Here is a 15,852-nt window from a genome sequence, read left to right as displayed (position 1 = left end):
TGGAATGGGCAGGCAGGTTGATGATCAGATCATGGGCTGCTCCCGCTACCTGCTCCACAGGCGCGGCGGCAACGACTTCGTGTGTTGTTTCCATTAGAACGTCTTCCTCTTCAAATCATTAAAATGGTTGGAGACCTAAAACTATTATCCTGGATGGGCCGGCGCACCTCCCACGCAGCGCGTAAAGCGCGTCAGCCTTGGCTCAAGGCTCTCGGCCGGCAAAAAAATGAATCCGCACTCAGGTAACAATAATCGTATTTTGTTGTCAAGAGAAAAGTCTGGAGGCCCAAGGGGTTGGGGGTATGGCGAATTTTTAAAATATTTAAATAGTTATATTCTAATTCGGCCGCTCATTCGCCGCCCTCCTTCACGAATGTGCTAGTTACGCACTGAAAAAGGTGAGCGACGATTCAGTCTTGCAGGAGCGTTGCAAAGTCCGAATAATGCAAAAAAATCCTCCGCTCTTCCTTGTATTGTGCGCTTTGGCGCCCTGTGCTATAAAATTTTAGTACGATAACGCCCGATTGAACAGGACGTCATCGATATTTTCCTGTTTTACTACTTGATTTTTACTGCAAAATCAATGAACTAAAGATTGTTGGAGGCATAATGGCAACATCCAGCCTGAAAACGGTGGTGGAGAACGCAAAGCCCGTACACACCAGAAATCTGGAAGTGGCGTCCTATCCGGCGCCGGATGGAAACATTGTGGTGGAAGGGTGGCTCCGGGACGAGCGCCATGTCGGGATTTATCGCGGTTTTGATGCCGAAATAAAAGGGCCGGGAGCGGTGCACAGCTTATGCGTGCGTTTTTTGGTGGGCGGGTATCCCATCACTATCCTGGACGCGGAAGCGGACATGGTCACCATTCCTAATGAACATTGCGTGGAGATTAAAGACAGCGTTAAAAAGGTGATCGGCGAGACCATAACCTCGGGTTACAGCGAGCGCATCCGCCACTTGTTGAAAGGGACCAAGGGCTGCACGCACCTGACCCATTTGATGGTGGTCATGGGGCCTGCGGCTCTTCACGGGTTTTGGACGCTGCACGCCCAAAACCCCCGGCCCATTCCCAAATCCATGGATGAGGTGGGCGGCCTGGAATACCTTATTAATAGCTGCCACTTGTGGGCGGAGGACGGCCTTCACATGCAGGCGATCCGCGAGGCCGTGGAAAAAGCCGCCCAGGAAGACGGAAAATAGTCGGGACCGGAACGGCTTTGCCTTATCCAATCAAATGCAGGGCCAGGAAAAACCCGACCAGTCCTCCGGTAAATTCGATAGCCACCAAAATCCACAGCTTGCGGTATATGGACGGCATGTCTGCGCAGAAGTAGCTCTGGGTCAGAGCCAGGCATGCGTGGATGGGGGAGGCCAGCAGGCCTGCGTATCCCGAGCAATAGGCCAGGATGGTGTAAGCCACGATCTGATGGCTCAGTCCCGAGGCCTCCAGCAAGGCATATAAAATGGGAAAGGTCGCGCCCACAAAAGCCATACAGATGCCGGTCAGCGCGCCCACGATCAGGGGCAGGATGACGGCCACAAGGGCCACCGGCACATGGCCGTCGGCCAAGCTTTGGCTGATTTGCTGTACGGAATGGCTGGATTCCAGAATTCCCGCAAAAAGCATCACCCCGATGACCAGGTAGACCATGGACCAAAGGGAAGGCTTTTTGAACAACTGAATCACCGGATCCAGGCCTGTTTTGTGTCTGATCAGGATCCATAGAATTCCCGCGGTCAGGGACAGGCACAACGGAATTTCCGGCGGCAGGCGGGGGAGAACGCCCTGCCTCGCTGCCAGGGCAAAGCCTTCTCCAAAGACTCCCGCGCCGATCACCACAATCAATATGGGCGACATCTCGTTGATCAGGGCCCGCCAGCTTCCCTTTTCCTCTTTGGGCTTCCGGAGCACGTTCAACGGAGACAGGATGATCAGGTATCCGGCGGCCACGGCCAGCAAGGTCATGGGGCCCATGGCCAGGAAGTACTCGCTGAGAGAGAGGCCGCTCAGAGAAACTGCCAGGATCACCCCCGGATACAGAGGCCAGCAATACTCCCAGATATGGCGAAACCAGTAATTGATGAGCGCCTTGTCAGCCTGGGAAATATCATGCTCTTTGGACATGGCTTCCACCATGGGGGCGGAAAAAACCGCGCCGCCGGGCATGGGCAGCAGACCGATCAGGGCCGGAAACACCGTAAGGTTAATGCGTACATTGTTGCTGATGCCTTCAAAGGACGACACCAGGCGTTTCATTTGCCCGGTGCTTTCCATCAAATGGCTCAGGATCAGAATCAGGCTGACCACGGCCGCCAGCAAAATGGTTTTTGGCAAAACCATGGTATGGGCGAAGCTGACCAGGATCTCCAGGGGAGACATGAGCGACCACAGGCCCAGGGCCACGGCGCCCGAGACCAGGGAGGTTCCCAGGGAAACCTTCCGGTAAATCAGCACGACAATCAGTATAAAGACTACAAGCAGCTTTAAAATGGTACAAATCCTCTAAAAACAAACGGTTAATGCGAAATAAGGCGCGCCTTCCCCGCCTCCTTCAAGCAGCTTTGCCTCAATACGGACAAAATGGCAAGACGAAAATGCTTTCTCCGCTTTCGAGGCGGGCCAAATCTTTTTGTTGCAGTCGGACGAAAAGGGTTGTTAGATTGTATGCATCATGCAGCATCTCTCCCTCTAACCCCATCACCAGACGCAATCAGGAGGCCTCATGTCCTACAATACGATCATTACGGAAATCGGAGAAGACTTTGTGGGGATGATTACCTTGAATCGTCCCGATCAGTTGAACACCTTCAGTTGGGACCTTGCCGGGGAGCTGCGCCAGGCTCTGGAGGAAATGGAAAAGGATTCCTCTGTCCGGGTGGTGATGGTAACCGGCGCGGGCCGGGCTTTTTGCGCGGGGATCGACCTGACGGGATACGAAGGCAAGACCGAGGCGGAATATGAAAAGTGGATCACCCACATGGAAGACTCCCTGGCCTACATCAGCCAAATGAGCAAGCCCGTCATCGCCAAGGTGAACGGCGCAGCCGCGGCCATCGGCGCGGGGCTGGTCGCCGCGTGCGATCTGGCCATCGCCTCGGAAAGGGCGAAGATCGGCCTGACCGCCATAAACGTGGGCCTCAACTGCGTGGGGCCGGTCATTCCGGTGTCGAAATCTCTGGGCCGCAAGCACGCCCTGGAAATGCTGTTGTTCGGGGAGTTGCTCAGCCCCACACGCGCTTTGGAAATGGGATTGTACAACCGGGTCGTCCCTTCGGACGAGCTGAACGAACTGGCCCGGGAGTGGGCCGCGTCTTTGGCGCAGCGGAGCCCCGTGGCCGTAGCCAACGCCAAGACCTCCTATTACGCCTCCGAAGACATGAGCTACATGGAGCAGTTCAAGTTCATGGACCGGGCTTTCGCCCAGCTATGCGCCTCGCCCGAAGCCAAGGAAGGCGTCAGCGCCTTTTTGGAAAAAAGGGATCCAAGCTGGAAGACCAAGTAATTCAATTTTTGCAATGGCCATGAATGTTGGATGAACCTGCGCACATATAATTTTTATCAGGCTTATCTTGCGGACCGCCGCCTATACGCCAGGGCGGCCATGGCCAGGGACGCCGTCAGGGACGCCGTGCAGGCCAGGGTGACGCCGGTCCAGCCCCAGGCGTTCCAGACAGGCCCTAACAGGGTTGCAGCCATGCTGCCTCCGCCTATGCAAAACAAGATGTACATGGAGCTGGCGCAGCCCGTGCTGTCTATGGGGACGGATTGGCTGATTTCCAGAAAAATGGACGGCTGGGCGCCATACACCCCTAAAAAGACCATGAGGATGCCGATGACAACAGGCGTCAGGGACGCCGTCCATCCCATGAGTTGAAGGGAAATCAAACATAAGCTCACGCCGAAAACAGCCACCTTGTACCAGCCGAATTTTTGGGAAAACGCCCCGGACAGGGGCGCGCCCAGCAGGGAGGTAAGCCCGGCCAGGCTGACCAGCCCTATTTCCCTGGCTGTATAAAAAAAGGGCGGCTGGGCCAGCCTGTAAGTCAGGAAGGTCACCATCCCCATAAATCCAAAAAACAATAAAAACCCCGTGAAAAGCAGGGTGATGATTTTCGGCTGGGCCATGAGCTGGAAGGGCTTTAGCAGCAGCCGGAAAAAACCGGAGCCATCGGCGGGCAGCTCCATCTCCGGCTTGGGCAAAAACGCAAGCACGCAAATTCCGCAGGCCAGGACGATTCCCGCCATAACCCGAAACGCAACCTCCCATCCCCACCAGGAAGTCATGAGCCCCACAACAAGGCGCCCCACGATCACCCCGATGGTGGCGAAGGCCAGCAGCATGCCTACAAAGGCGCCCATGCGCTCCGGGGGAGCGGTGTGCACCATATACGGAAACATGGAGGCCGGAATGGCTGAGGCGCCCATGCCGACCGCGGCCATGAGAACCAGGAATAGCTGGAAATCGTGCACAAAGGAGGCCGCGAGTACTGCCAGGGCCAGAAACACGGCGCCGCCGAAAGCCATACGAGGCTGATGAACCCTGTCTGCAATAGGGCCGACCAGCAAAAAGGAAAGCCCGTAAAACAGGGACGTAAAGCTGAAGCTCAGGCGAGCCCGGGTTTCCTCCACCTGGAGGCTTTGGGCCAACTCCAGGAAGATGGCTTGGGTCATAAACACGCAGGACACCGCAAGCATGCCAATGATGCAAACAAGAATGGGCCTGAAGGCCTGGACCGGAAAGGGCGCTTTTTCGGGCATGGGTTTCGGTTTCCTCCTGCCCTGAGGTGTAAACCGAAAACGGAATGAAAGTCCATTAAAACCTATGATATAAAGCAATAACGCCCTTCCCAAGGGGGGAGGGAAGGACGCTATCGCCCCACAACACGCGCCTAGCCTGATCCATTGCGGGAGGCCAGGACGGCGGCTCCCAGGGCCCCCGTGAGTTGGGGATCCGTAGAGAGCAAAGAGATCGGCGTTCTCAATGTTTTTTCCAAGGCTTTGACCAACCCTATATTTTTGGAGCATCCCCCGGTGACGGTCACGCCAGGCTTCACGCCCACGCGGCGGGCCAGGGTGAAAACCCGTTTGGCCACGGATAATTGCACGCCGGCCGCGATGTCCGCCGGGGAGTTTCGCTTGTACAACAGGCTCACCAGTTCGCTTTCGGCGAACACCGTGCACTGGGACGTGACCGGCACGATTTTTTTCGCCTTCAGGGATAATGCTGAGAACTCGTCCAAAGACAGGTCGAAGGTGCGCACCACGGCCTCGTAAAATCTGCCCGTGCCCGCCGCGCATTTGTCGTTCATGGCGAATTCCAGCACGCTGCCCGTATCCGACAGGGCGATGGCCTTGATGTCCTGGCCGCCCACGTCCACAATGGTGCGGATATTGTTGTCGCAAAAATGGGCGCCCACGGCGTGGCAGGTGATTTCCGAGACGTTTTCGTCCGCAAAAGGCACTTCGTTCCGGCCGTAGCCCGTGCCCACCAGCTTCTCCAAATCCTCCACCTTTTCCAGATCGTCAATTTGTTGGATCGCCAGATTCAACACCTCGCGGCCTGTCTCCACCGGGTCGATTTTGCTTCTGATGCAGGCGGTAGCGACAATCTCTCCGTCCTTTAAAATAACCGCCTTGCCCGTTGTCGAGCCCAGGTCGCACCCTCCGTAATACTTGGCCATAATTCCCCCCGAAGAAATCATAAAATCAAAGCAGCGGCTCGGCCTTCATGACCGTTTCCATAAAAGCCTCGGCCTGCTTTTTCATATCAACGGGCGATACCACCCGCGTGTCCGAAAGATCGTAATTCATGATGAATAACGGGATTTCCCGCTCCCGGCACCGCTCCCGAAACATGCCGTTCAAGGCCATGGTGTTTTTGCACCCGATGTGTCCGGCCATCCAGATCATGTCCAGGGAAAAATATTCGTAAAGGTAAAACAGATCGTCGAAAAAATTCTCCGCTGGCCCCCGGGTGTGACGGGCCATGGGGCCTTCCACAATAATCTGGGCCAGGCTGCGGAGCATGGAGTCCGGGCTGGAGACGTCAATGAACGGATGGCGATGATAGGTCAGCATATCCGCCAACAAGGCGACGCCGTATTGCTGCTCGGCCCAGACGAATAATTCCGGAAACACCAGGGTGGGGGGATTCCACAAAACCGCCCGGTAGCGCTCTTCCGGCAGGGCCCCCCCTCCGTTTTCCATGATTTTTTTGGTGCGCTTTAAAATGTTTTTCATGGTGCGGGTGGCCCGAGGCGAGCCTGGGGTCGCCACCATATGAATGAGCTGGGCCAGCCAGATGGCTTCCCCGGCCATGGGCGCAGGCTTCTGGCGAATCAGCTCCCAGATTTCCAGCTCATGCTCCATGGCCTTGTTTCTTTCAATGCAAACCTCTTTCAGCCGGTCCCAGTCCATACGGCCGGGGGTGTGCTCCTCCAGCCAGGCGATCATGCGTTTGAGCTCCGAGACAAAATAGTCGATGGCCCGGTCGTTGTAGAAGTTGTACGGGATGTCCAGCCGGAAACAGGGGGATTTCAACTCCCTCTCCAGGATGGTGTACGACGCCATGCCGCCGTCGCAGGGCATGTTGGAGGTGACAATGGCCGCGCTTTTGGGGAACTGGCCGTCCAAAGCCACGCCCATGGTGCATTTGGGCAGGCTGCAGGTATCCGGGGGCGTGCCCTCGTTTTCCGCGATGTCGATGTATTTCTCCGCCCAATCCGCTTTTACCAAAGGTACGGCGATGCCGATCACCTCGGCCATGAACGGGGCCAGGCCCATGCCGCGAAAAATTTCCGACGGCACCAGATCCTCGTGGATGACCACCCGGTCCGGGGCGGCGCAAATGGAGTCGATGAGGTCGCCGATGCCGCCGATCACCTCAGCCAAGGCATAGGCGCTGGCCTCCCGATACCGGCCGGTGCGGGTGTAGACCGCCATATCCAACAGGTTGGAAGCTCCCGCCAAAGTCCTCAGCCAGTCCCACCGAAAAATCTCCGCCATCTTGCCCGGCCCGTGCCTTAACAGGCGCGCCAGGGAGCCTATGGATTCCACCCGGTATCGGGCGTGAACCGCCTTATCCTTCCAACTTGCGTCCGCTTTTTTCAGATCTTGAAGTCTCATTTTCCCATGCTCTCCAAAAACGCCTGGATGCGGGTTTGCAACTGCCCTTCGCTGGACATGGTGTATTCCCGTTCCAGTTTTAAAATGGGGACCCCGGCCTTGCGCAATTCCTGGACCATGGGGCCGGACTCCACGCCCCAGGTGTCGCAGAATTTCATGGTCTGCAAAACCACCCCGTCCGCCCGATATTCCTCCACCGCTTCCAGAATTTCATCCACCCGGGCCTGAAACGACTCCATCATGCGCGGGCAACTGATATTGGCCAAGGCCTGCCCGGCGAGAGTTTCGTAGGGAGCGTCGTTTTCGGGAATGGGGGCCAGAGCCGGGATGGAGCCGGTGCAGGTGCGCTCGGCGACCACCAGACCACCTGTTTTTTCGATGACGTCAATGTATCCGGGATCGTCGCAGTGGCTTCCCGCCAAAAGCACCCTGGCTCTGTAAGGCTTCCCTTCATTACTCTCCCTAAGCCTGGCAAGCAGGGCTTTCAGCTCGTCCATGACCATATCCTTGGGCGCACTGGTTGACGCGGCCAGCAAGGTTTGGAACATAGCGCCGGTCACGGGCGGGTTGTCCTGTTTGCGCATTTTGCTGATTTCCCGCATGACCGAAAGATAGGCGTTGTGCTCCTTGATGGACCGGGACAAAGCCTGGGGGCTTGCGTCCACCCCGAACGATTCGGCCAGGGCCGCGCCCAACGACTTGTACTCCTCGGTAAGCCACTTTTCCGCGGCCGCCCCCCCTCGGTGGGGCATGTCGATCATGTGGTTGAAAGCCGGTTTGTTCAAATAATCCAGGTTGTCGTATAAGCGTCTGAGATGGTCGCAGCTTGCGGCGAACACCCAGCCGTCCAGAGAGTCAAAAGCCCACTCCAGGGCCAGTTCCAAAACGCTGCGGGTGTAAGAGCAAATCACCGACGACAGATAGGTGTCGGCCATGGGCGTTCCCACCACCCCCGGAGCCCGCACCCGGATGGGAAACACCCCGTCCAGGGAAAGGAGCGGCTGGGGGACGTAGCTGCACGTGTACGCAATGGCTTTTTTTCCCTGCTCTTGCGCCTGATCAACCAGATTATTTACCGGTTGGTCAAGAATTTGGCGAAAAAAGTCCGGTATGACTGCTTGGTTCATACAAGGCCTCGAAATGATTATGGGTTGATGAGCTTTTCCGCGACGGCCATAGCGGCTGTCAAGGCCGGATTGTCAGACGGCAAATCCCACAGGGAGCGGCCTTGCCTGTCAAAGACGCGCACCTGATCGTCCTCAGGGATAATCCCCAAAAATTCCACGTCCGGGGGCAGGTCCAGGTCGTCCACCCTATCGACCCGGTTGCCGATGACCCCCATGATGGAGGGATCCACCATCTGGGTTATCAAATCTATGGTTTGGACGCTGCGGGAGGACCCGTCGGACAAGGCGATGACCCTGGTCACGCGGCGGGTCACCTGCCTGGCGATCTGCTCCAGGCCCGCTTCCGCGTCAATGAGCACCATGGCGAAGGGCTCGGCCAAAAGGTCGATAGCCTCCCTCAAAAGGGTATTGGCCGGGCAAAAGCAGCCCTTGGCCTCCATGCGTCCCATGGCCAGCAGCGAGTAGCCCGGTCCCTCCACCAGGGCTTCCATGACCAGATAATCCAGGTTCTGGGCGAGACGCGTTTTTTCCGCATCCCCAGCGCCGCGCGCCGTGGAGATGAGTTGATCCCGGGCCCCGGCAAGGGTTTTATCCGCTTTTTCACCGACAGCCGAAACCAGTCCGCCCGCCGGGTCTGCGTCGATCAGCAGTACGGGGCGCGGGCCCAACTCCAAAAAGGCCCGGGCCATGAGGGCGGAAACGGCGGTTTTACCCACGCCGCCTTTTCCGCACACGGAAAATATGGGTTTGGCGTTATTCACTGTGTGAGTCATGCTTTGGCTGCTTTTCCGGATTTTTTCTGCTTGCGGCGCCTTACAACCACGTCGCGCAGGTTATCGCACACGGGTTTTTCCTCACATTCCTCGCAATTCAACTCGCTGCACTCAATGGATCCGTCCACTCCAAGCACCAGCTTTTTATGCCGGCCCGAAAGCACTTTGGCCTCGGTCGCAATAGGCTCCAGAGCGAGGACGTCCTCCTTGCCCGTGGTCACAAAGACGACTTCCGCCTTCAGCACGCCAGGAAAGTCGTCCGTATACGCCTTGACAAGGGCCGAACCCACGGTGTGGAGATCCAGGCCTTGGTTGAACCGGTCCTTTCCCACACGCACCCACAGCTTGCCGGGCACGGAACGCACCATATAGCCGGGAAGCCGGTGCATGAGATATTGGGCGTTTTCCAGGTCAAAGGGGTCGGGCATGGCGCTTCGATCCAGAGCCAAAAAGATGATCTGGGCGAACGCCTGCCTCCCTCCGGGTTTCATCTGCCTCAATTCCGGCCCGACCAGGGAAATGCAGCCATGCTGGACAAGACTTTGGTCATAAGTCGTCAGCACTGCGGCCAAAGACCCTATGGACGGATGCCCCAACTCCACCCGGACGTCTTCCGTCAGGATGACCTCGGGCTTGCCTTTTCCTTTGGCGGAAAATCCGAACTCCCGGATCAAAACCTGTTCGGGCAAGGGGTCAGGGTAAACCGTCAGGTTTTCCCGCCTCTGGACCAGATATTCCCGCACCTGGTCCGCCAGGACCGCCATGTCGGCGGCCTCCACAGGCTGACCCTGCACGGTTTGGCCGGCCGCCTGGACTTCCGATTCTACATGGGCAAAATTTGACGCCATGGATATCTTCCTGAGGCTTTCGCCGGTTGAATAAACAAATGTAAGATTAAGGAAAAACAAATATTTTGGTTGGTTAAGGCCTTGTTTTGACCGATTGGTTAAAAATATAACCCAAATGACGCAATGAGTCAAGGGTTTGTTTTGCACCGTCCGGGACCGGACGCGCCTGTGGACAACCCATGAAACCTGAACGGCCCGGCATTAAAGGCAATCGGGCGTTCAGACAAAAATATTCACGCAGGGAGATCCTGCTCCCCTTTACGCCGCCTTAGGAAAATTTCCCGGTTTGGGCCAGTGGCTAGGCGTCAGGGGCTCCAGGCCGTGGGCCGCCCGGGCTTTATCGCAGCGGGGGTTGGGTTCTCCGTTTTCCCAGGAAGGCGTGAACTCCCGGCATACGGAAGCCCGCTTGTCGTATATGCTGCAATGGACCGACTTTCCTATGAATCCCATGAGGGCCGAGCACCGGGGAGGGACGTCGTTGGTCCCTTTGATGAACACAAAAAAATCGTTCAGTTTTTCGCACATTTCCATGGGGATGCCGCCGGGAGTCGCCTCGTCGGTTTCCCCCCAATAGATGGAGGCCCTAAAATAGGCGCAGCATGCACCGCACTCGCAACAAATATTAGCTTTTATTTCTGGCATTTATAGATGCTTTCAAAGGTTCGGAAACACGCCCCGCGCTGCGGGACGGCGCACTATAAACCCATGGAAAAAATACGCAACTAAAATTTGCAGTGTCCGCCTGAATACAGAGGTTTAGGAAGGCTTGCACACGGAAGTATAGTCGGGCGGCCCGGCCCAATAGTTTGGGTAGCCCCGGCAGAGCAGTACCCTGCCGGGGTGCGGAGCACACGTAGTTTAACCCATCTGTCTATAATCATTTGTTTTTCCATATGTTGGATGAGCGATTAAAAACATGGAAACGATGTTTCAATCCACGCTCCGCGCCCGTCGGCCATCCCCGGTTTTAACAATCTGCCCGGGCGAAACCGTTTGTTCTAACGAACCCAGGCATCAAACTGCGATGCCTGGGCCGCCCAAAAACAGCGGCCGCAGCATTGGAATGACGCCGCAGAGGCCCGGAGCCCGGCGTTGAAAATGTCGGGTTGCTGCGCGCGAACTAGCCTGGTTTTGGGCTCGAAACCTTTGGATCGGCGATTTTTGGGCGTCAAATACAATTTCACCGCTTCGCGTAACCCGACCTACGATCTTTATTCCAATTGCAGTAATTTCAAGTTGTTATCTATGTTGGGTCACGCGGAGCTAACGGGGGCCTATTTGAAAGCTGAAGGCGTTAGATCCGCCCGTAATGATGTAACCTCCTAAGACCCTATGCGAAGCGACCCGACAAAACAAAGGATACATTGAGGGTGAGTTCAGGCATCCATCGGGCTTTCTTTTTCTTGCGCTATCCATTTTTCCCGGAAGGCAATTCCTACCGCTGCATATTAAAATCACCTTTGCAGCTTCTCAATGCAATGTAGCTCCAGGGCTTGCCCTGCGTGGTTGCTTTTTGGCTGCCTCGCCGTCCTCTTGAAAAGTGGATTTTCGGGTTTCATTCAAGGCTTGACGAGAGGGTCAGGAATATGTAAGAATATATAAGTATTTGAAATAATTATTTATACTTAATTTGTTCAGTTTTCTGTTAGCCCTACCGAATGTCCGGCGCATGGTGCGCCGGGACGGTTCATCCAACCCCCTGGATTCAGGGAAAGGAGGCGGCCATGGAAACTTTAAAATTATCCCTTAAAGACACGGACCACAAAGTGGTGGCGAAGACCGACCTGGAGACAGGGAACGCCAACAAGGTTTTTCTGCATTTCATGCGGTGTGTGCAGGAGGAGCTGGTTAGCTCCGAACGGGCCACTCTGGAGATCGACTGCCAGGGGGGCGATTGCATGACTTTTGAGGTGCTTCGCACGTTGTAACGCAACAGGAAGTCTGGTTTGGAGCGCGCCCCGGTCTGTAACGGACCGGGCCTGTCCCGCCTGATTCCAGCCTCTGTTTTATTAACTATCCCGCTGGGCGGCGAAGTCCGCGACTTTGGCAAGCACGTCTTTTTCGGGGCAATCCGGGAAAATATCCAGGAGCGCCTTGGCGGCCGCCACATGCTCCTGGGCCTTTTGGTTGGTGTAGTCCACCCCGCCCGACTTGATGATATTATCCAGCACAAAGGCGAAGTCTTCTTTGGAGGCGTTTTCGTCCAGGATGATTTTTTCCATCCTGGGCCGGGTTTTCGAGCCGGTTTGTTCCAGGGCGTGGATCAGGGGCAGGGTCAGTTTTCCCTCGGCCAGGTCCGCGCCGATGGCCTTGCCGGTCACCTTGGGGTCGGCCACGTAGTCCAGAAGGTCGTCGGCCATCTGGAAGGCGATGCCCAAATGCCTGCCGTATTCCTTGAGGGCCTCCACCTGCTCCGGGGGAGCGTCGGCCAGCAGGGCGCCCACCTCGCAGGCGGCGGAAATCAGCACCGCGGTTTTGCGGTATATCACGTCCATGTATTGCTCTTCGGACAGGTCCAGGCGTTTTTTATTGAGAAGCTGCTGGATTTCGCCTTCGGACATAACGCCCGTGACGTTGGTGATGACCTTGATGATGGGCAGTTTGTCCGTGTCCGCGGCGATGGTGCATGTGCGGGAGAGCAAAAAATCCCCGGTGAGGACCACTTCGGCCGGATCCCAGACCTTATGGGCTGCGATTTTTCCCCGGCGGGTTTCCGCGCCGTCCACAATGTCGTCATGGAGCAGGGTGGCGGCGTGCAGGTATTCGAAGACGGTGGACAGGTTGATCTCCTCCCCGTTGTTGCAGCCGCAAACCCGGGCGCTCAGCACCATGAGCACGGGCCTCAGGCGTTTGCCTCCGGCGAAAAGGAGGTGGCTGGCCACGTCCCGGACCAGGTCCAGGTAGGGGTTGAGGTTGGCTTCCAGGGCCCTTTCGATGTCCGCAAGGTCCTTTTCCACAAATTCGAATATTTCCTGTTTTAAGCTCATTGATTTTTCCAAGGCTGGGGGAATTCGTTTCCCCGATTATTCGTCTTTTGTTTCCGCCAACAGGTCGTAGACGTCCGCCCCGTGCACGGTCACGCGGGCCAGTCGGCCGGGCTCCAGGTCTTCCCCCTGGATCAAGGTCACGCCGTCCACGTCCGGGGCCTGGAGGCAGGTTTTCCCCCAATACGGGTATTCGGGATCGCCGCTTTCCCCCAGCACCAAAGCTGTGTAGATTTTTCCCACACGGTCGGCGTTATTGTCGAGGGAAATCGTATTCTGCCTGTCCATGATGTAATCCCGGCGCTTGACGGCCGTATCCTCCGGCACGTGGTTGGGCAGGCGGTGGGAGGGGATTTCCTCGGCGTCCGAGTAGGCGAAAACTCCCAAGTGGTCGAACCTCGCCTCCTGAACGAATTCCACCAGTTGGTTGAAATCCTCTTCCGTTTCGCCCGGGAAGCCCACCAGGGCCGTGGTCCGCAGGGCGACGTCAGGGACTGTCGCCCGGATTTTTTCGAACAGCCGGAGCATTTCGTCCCGTGTATTTTTTCGCCCCATCATTTTCAAAATGCGGTCGCTGCCGTGCTGCACGGGCAGGTCGAAATAAGAGCACACCCGGGGCTGGGAGGCCGCCGTCTCAAGCAGCGCGTCCGTCACCCGGTTGGGATGCCCGTATAAAAAGCGGAAGCGCGTCTCCCCTTCCAACCGGCAGAGGCTGCTTAAGAGTTGATCCAGGCTGGTGCGGTTTTGCTTGTCAAAATCCAGGCCGTAGGCCGTGGTGTCCTGGGCGACCAGGATGATTTCCTTGGCCCCCCACTGGATCAGGTTTCCCGCCTCCTCCACAATGTCGTCCAGGGGCCGGCTTCGCCACGCCCCGCGCAATTGGGGGATCATGCAAAAGGTGCAGCGGTCCGGGCAGCCTTCGGAAATTTTGATGTAGGCCATATGGGGCGTGCTGCAAATCCTTGGGAAGCTCGCCTGCTGCAAGGGCGCCGTGGATGGATCGGGAACCTGGCAGATAAAACCTGTGGGCCGCCTAAGCAGTTCCACGATGTCCTTATGCGCGCCCGGCCCTATCACCATGTCCAGTTCCGGGAGGGCTTCCTCCAATTCCTTGCCGTATCGCTGGGCCATGCAGCCGCACAGGACAAGCCTTTGGCACCGGCCTTCCTCTTTGTAGTGGGCCATTTCCAAAACCACGTCGATGGTTTCGTCCACGGCGGCCCGGACAAAACCGCAGGAGTTGATGATGATGGTTTCCGCCTCGGCCGGATCCTCGGTCAGGGCGAAGCCCCCCGAGGCCAGGGCGCCCAGAATCAGTTCGCTGTCCACCAGGTTGCGAACGCATCCCAGGCTGACAAGATGAACGATTTCCTGATTGTCAGTGTTTGAATTCATAAATGATTTCTTTAGGGGAAAAACCCCTGGTTAAACCCCGGCTTCGTCCGCCGGGCTTCCCGGCCAGACTGGCAGATAGTCGCGCAGCCAGGGGTAGCGCCATAGCAAAAAAGCCAGGCCGAATATAAGTTTAAGAGCTAAAAACACCAAAAACAGGGTCGCGGCGTTCATATTCTCCCGTCCTCCGTAAAAAGGCTAAATCATGCGCCGTTCGCGCAATTCACCGGTCGTTTGCTTTGGAAAAAAGGCAAACGGACTCTTAGGCAACCTATATAGGAGGCATTATCATAATGTCAACAATGCCTTGGCTTGGGAGCGATTCCCTTTCTTGACACCGGCCTCCGCCAATCTTATTATTGTTAAAAGGCACGGGGAGTTATTGGATAAGCCGGCCTCTGGGCCGGGGTGAAATCGCCCGAAACGGTTCTTTCTGCGTAAATCCGGTTTCGGGTTGTTGGACAATATGCCTTTGTCAAAAACGATTACAGGTGGATGATTATGGCTGATAAGGATTATTACAAAATACTTGGCGTACCGAAAACCGCCGCCAAAGAAGAGATAAAAAAGGCCTACCGCAAGTTGGCCATGAAATACCATCCGGACCACGCCAAGGGGAACGATGAGGCCTCGGAAGACAAGTTCAAGGAAATCAGCGAGGCGTATGCGGTATTGAGCGACGAAGAAAAGCGCAAGGAATACGACATGTACGGAACCGAAGGGTTTCAACAGCGCTTCACCCAGGAAGACATCTTCAAAAACTTCAACATGGGGGACATCTTCCGGGAATTCGGCTTTGAAAACGCCAATTTTACCGGACAGCGCGGCGGAGGAGGAGGAGGAAGGCGCTTTTCCTTCAATATGGGCGGAGATCCCTTTGGCGGGGCGGGACGTTCGTTCCAGACCAAGGGTTCGGACCTGGTCTATGAGATTCCGCTGACCCTGCGTGAGGTTTCGGAAGGGGTTTCCAAAACCGTTTCCCTTTCCCACAAGGGCCGCCAGGAGAAAATTTCGGTGAAAATCCCCAAGGGCATGCTCACCGGCAAAAAAATTCGTCTGGCCGGCAAGGGCGAGCCCAGCCCCAACGGCGGCCCCAACGGCGATTTGTACATCCAGTCCAAGATCATTCCCGACCCGGTGTTCGGCGCGGAAGGCCTGGATTTGTTCGTGAACAAGGAAATAAAGTGGACCGAGGCGCTCACGGGAACAACCATCAAGGCGCCCACCCTGGACGGCGGGGAAGTAAACCTGAAGGTTCCTCCGGGAACCAAGCATCAAACCAAGCTGAGAATCCCCAAGTATGGGCTTCCGGAAATGGGAGGCAGCAAAAAAGGCGACCTCTTTGTCCGGATCCTGACGGCCTCTCCGGGCAAGCTCAGTAAAAAGCAGCTGGAATTGCTTAAAGAACTTTCGGAAACCGGCCTGTAGCTCCGCTATACCCAATCTGCAGCAAATCCTCAGGCCCCGTGCGCTCGGGGCCTGATGATTCCATTCAAATCGTTGACACCACAGCGTTATTATTGTATGACAATTCAGATTGTTTTGTGTTTTTGACGCAAAAAACCCTTTTAAATTCTACATCAATGTTTTTTGGGGCGT

At 56.4% G+C, this 15,852-nt stretch carries 15 protein-coding genes; 4 read left to right on the top strand and 11 right to left on the bottom strand.

The window, feature by feature from the left end; all coding sequences use genetic code 11:
• Positions 1–609: 609 nt before the first annotated feature.
• Complete coding sequence (locus G491_RS0120000; RefSeq protein ID WP_028315835.1) at positions 610–1,203, top strand: DUF2889 domain-containing protein; 594 nt, start codon at positions 610–612, stop codon at positions 1,201–1,203.
• 22 nt (positions 1,204–1,225) lie between these two features.
• On the opposite strand, the gene G491_RS0119995 is transcribed toward G491_RS0120000, so the two are convergent.
• The gene (locus G491_RS0119995) at positions 1,226–2,485 is read right to left on the bottom strand and encodes a DUF401 family protein (RefSeq protein WP_282705997.1); all 1,260 of its coding nucleotides are present in this window, start codon (positions 2,483–2,485) and stop codon (positions 1,226–1,228) included.
• 241 nt (positions 2,486–2,726) lie between these two features.
• On the opposite strand from G491_RS0119995, the gene G491_RS0119990 reads away from it, so the two are divergent.
• Positions 2,727–3,506, top strand: coding sequence for an enoyl-CoA hydratase/isomerase family protein (locus tag G491_RS0119990; protein WP_015947970.1), 780 nt, complete (start codon positions 2,727–2,729; stop codon positions 3,504–3,506).
• A gap of 62 nt (positions 3,507–3,568) precedes the next feature.
• On the opposite strand, the gene G491_RS0119985 is transcribed toward G491_RS0119990, so the two are convergent.
• The 7 genes from G491_RS0119985 to G491_RS0119955 all read right to left on the bottom strand — a co-directional run bounded on the left by G491_RS0119985 (position 3,569) and on the right by G491_RS0119955 (position 10,519).
• Positions 3,569–4,762, bottom strand: a complete 1,194-nt coding sequence (locus tag G491_RS0119985) for an MFS transporter (protein WP_028315833.1) — start codon at positions 4,760–4,762, stop codon at positions 3,569–3,571.
• Positions 4,763–4,893: 131 nt separating this feature from the next.
• A complete protein-coding gene (locus G491_RS0119980; protein WP_028315832.1) occupies positions 4,894–5,685 on the bottom strand; it encodes an acyl-CoA dehydratase activase in 792 nt (263 codons plus the stop codon).
• Between the two features lie 25 nt (positions 5,686–5,710).
• The gene (locus tag G491_RS0119975) at positions 5,711–7,129 is read right to left on the bottom strand and encodes a 2-hydroxyacyl-CoA dehydratase subunit D (RefSeq protein ID WP_028315831.1); all 1,419 of its coding nucleotides are present in this window, start codon (positions 7,127–7,129) and stop codon (positions 5,711–5,713) included.
• Positions 7,126–8,256: a 2-hydroxyacyl-CoA dehydratase subunit D gene (locus G491_RS0119970; RefSeq protein ID WP_028315830.1), complete on the bottom strand. Its 1,131-nt coding sequence runs from the start codon at positions 8,254–8,256 to the stop codon at positions 7,126–7,128. Before G491_RS0119970 ends, G491_RS0119975 begins: the two co-directional genes overlap by 4 nt.
• A gap of 17 nt (positions 8,257–8,273) precedes the next feature.
• Complete coding sequence (locus tag G491_RS0119965; protein WP_051327401.1) at positions 8,274–9,029, bottom strand: ATP-binding protein; 756 nt, start codon at positions 9,027–9,029, stop codon at positions 8,274–8,276.
• Complete coding sequence (locus G491_RS0119960) at positions 9,026–9,877, bottom strand: hypothetical protein (RefSeq protein ID WP_028315828.1); 852 nt, start codon at positions 9,875–9,877, stop codon at positions 9,026–9,028. Before G491_RS0119960 ends, G491_RS0119965 begins: the two co-directional genes overlap by 4 nt.
• Before the next feature lie 258 nt (positions 9,878–10,135).
• Entirely contained in the window at positions 10,136–10,519 is a 384-nt protein-coding gene (locus G491_RS0119955) for a YkgJ family cysteine cluster protein (RefSeq protein ID WP_028315827.1), read from the bottom strand.
• Positions 10,520–11,601: 1,082 nt separating this feature from the next.
• Here G491_RS0119955 and G491_RS0119950 point away from each other — a divergent pair.
• A complete protein-coding gene (locus G491_RS0119950) occupies positions 11,602–11,805 on the top strand; it encodes a hypothetical protein (RefSeq protein WP_028315826.1) in 204 nt (67 codons plus the stop codon).
• An 81-nt stretch (positions 11,806–11,886) separates the two neighbouring features.
• Here G491_RS0119950 and G491_RS0119945 read toward each other — a convergent pair whose 3' ends face one another.
• The 3 genes from G491_RS0119945 to G491_RS35585 are packed head-to-tail and all read right to left on the bottom strand — an operon-like array spanning position 11,887 to position 14,427.
• Positions 11,887–12,864 carry a polyprenyl synthetase family protein gene (locus G491_RS0119945; RefSeq protein ID WP_028315825.1) on the bottom strand — a complete coding sequence of 326 codons (978 nt, stop codon included), beginning with the start codon at positions 12,862–12,864 and terminating at the stop codon, positions 11,887–11,889.
• A 36-nt stretch (positions 12,865–12,900) separates the two neighbouring features.
• Positions 12,901–14,256 carry a 30S ribosomal protein S12 methylthiotransferase RimO gene (rimO, locus tag G491_RS0119940; protein ID WP_035219600.1) on the bottom strand — a complete coding sequence of 452 codons (1,356 nt, stop codon included), beginning with the start codon at positions 14,254–14,256 and terminating at the stop codon, positions 12,901–12,903.
• 30 nt (positions 14,257–14,286) lie between these two features.
• Positions 14,287–14,427, bottom strand: coding sequence for a hypothetical protein (locus tag G491_RS35585; RefSeq protein WP_157468420.1), 141 nt, complete (start codon positions 14,425–14,427; stop codon positions 14,287–14,289).
• Between the two features lie 327 nt (positions 14,428–14,754).
• Here G491_RS35585 and G491_RS0119930 point away from each other — a divergent pair, with 327 nt between their 5' ends.
• Positions 14,755–15,681 carry a DnaJ C-terminal domain-containing protein gene (locus G491_RS0119930; protein WP_028315823.1) on the top strand — a complete coding sequence of 309 codons (927 nt, stop codon included), beginning with the start codon at positions 14,755–14,757 and terminating at the stop codon, positions 15,679–15,681.
• The last annotated feature ends 171 nt before the right edge of the window (positions 15,682–15,852 follow it).

It is taken from the genome of Desulfatibacillum aliphaticivorans DSM 15576 (assembly GCF_000429905.1).
GTDB classification, from domain to species: domain Bacteria; phylum Desulfobacterota; class Desulfobacteria; order Desulfobacterales; family Desulfatibacillaceae; genus Desulfatibacillum; species Desulfatibacillum aliphaticivorans.
Note: the sequence above shows the minus strand (reverse complement) of the source record. Positions and strands in the feature narration are given on the sequence as shown.

Bases quoted from the DNA above. Each gene is read 5' to 3' on its own strand.
- G491_RS0120000 (WP_028315835.1), top strand. From the start codon at position 610: ATGGCAACATCCAGCCTGAAAACGGTGGTGGAGAACGCAAAGCCCGTA.
- G491_RS0119990 (WP_015947970.1), top strand. From the start codon at position 2,727: ATGTCCTACAATACGATCATTACGGAAATCGGAGAAGACTTTGTGGGG.
- G491_RS0119985 (WP_028315833.1), bottom strand. From the start codon at position 4,762: ATGCCCGAAAAAGCGCCCTTTCCGGTCCAGGCCTTCAGGCCCATTCTT.
- G491_RS0119980 (WP_028315832.1), bottom strand. From the start codon at position 5,685: ATGGCCAAGTATTACGGAGGGTGCGACCTGGGCTCGACAACGGGCAAG.
- G491_RS0119975 (WP_028315831.1), bottom strand. From the start codon at position 7,129: ATGAGACTTCAAGATCTGAAAAAAGCGGACGCAAGTTGGAAGGATAAG.
- G491_RS0119970 (WP_028315830.1), bottom strand. From the start codon at position 8,256: ATGAACCAAGCAGTCATACCGGACTTTTTTCGCCAAATTCTTGACCAA.
- G491_RS0119965 (WP_051327401.1), bottom strand. From the start codon at position 9,029: ATGACTCACACAGTGAATAACGCCAAACCCATATTTTCCGTGTGCGGA.
- G491_RS0119960 (WP_028315828.1), bottom strand. From the start codon at position 9,877: ATGGCGTCAAATTTTGCCCATGTAGAATCGGAAGTCCAGGCGGCCGGC.
- G491_RS0119955 (WP_028315827.1), bottom strand. From the start codon at position 10,519: ATGCCAGAAATAAAAGCTAATATTTGTTGCGAGTGCGGTGCATGCTGC.
- G491_RS0119950 (WP_028315826.1), top strand. From the start codon at position 11,602: ATGGAAACTTTAAAATTATCCCTTAAAGACACGGACCACAAAGTGGTG.
- G491_RS0119945 (WP_028315825.1), bottom strand. From the start codon at position 12,864: ATGAGCTTAAAACAGGAAATATTCGAATTTGTGGAAAAGGACCTTGCG.
- rimO (WP_035219600.1), bottom strand. From the start codon at position 14,256: ATGAATTCAAACACTGACAATCAGGAAATCGTTCATCTTGTCAGCCTG.
- G491_RS35585 (WP_157468420.1), bottom strand. From the start codon at position 14,427: ATGAACGCCGCGACCCTGTTTTTGGTGTTTTTAGCTCTTAAACTTATA.
- G491_RS0119930 (WP_028315823.1), top strand. From the start codon at position 14,755: ATGGCTGATAAGGATTATTACAAAATACTTGGCGTACCGAAAACCGCC.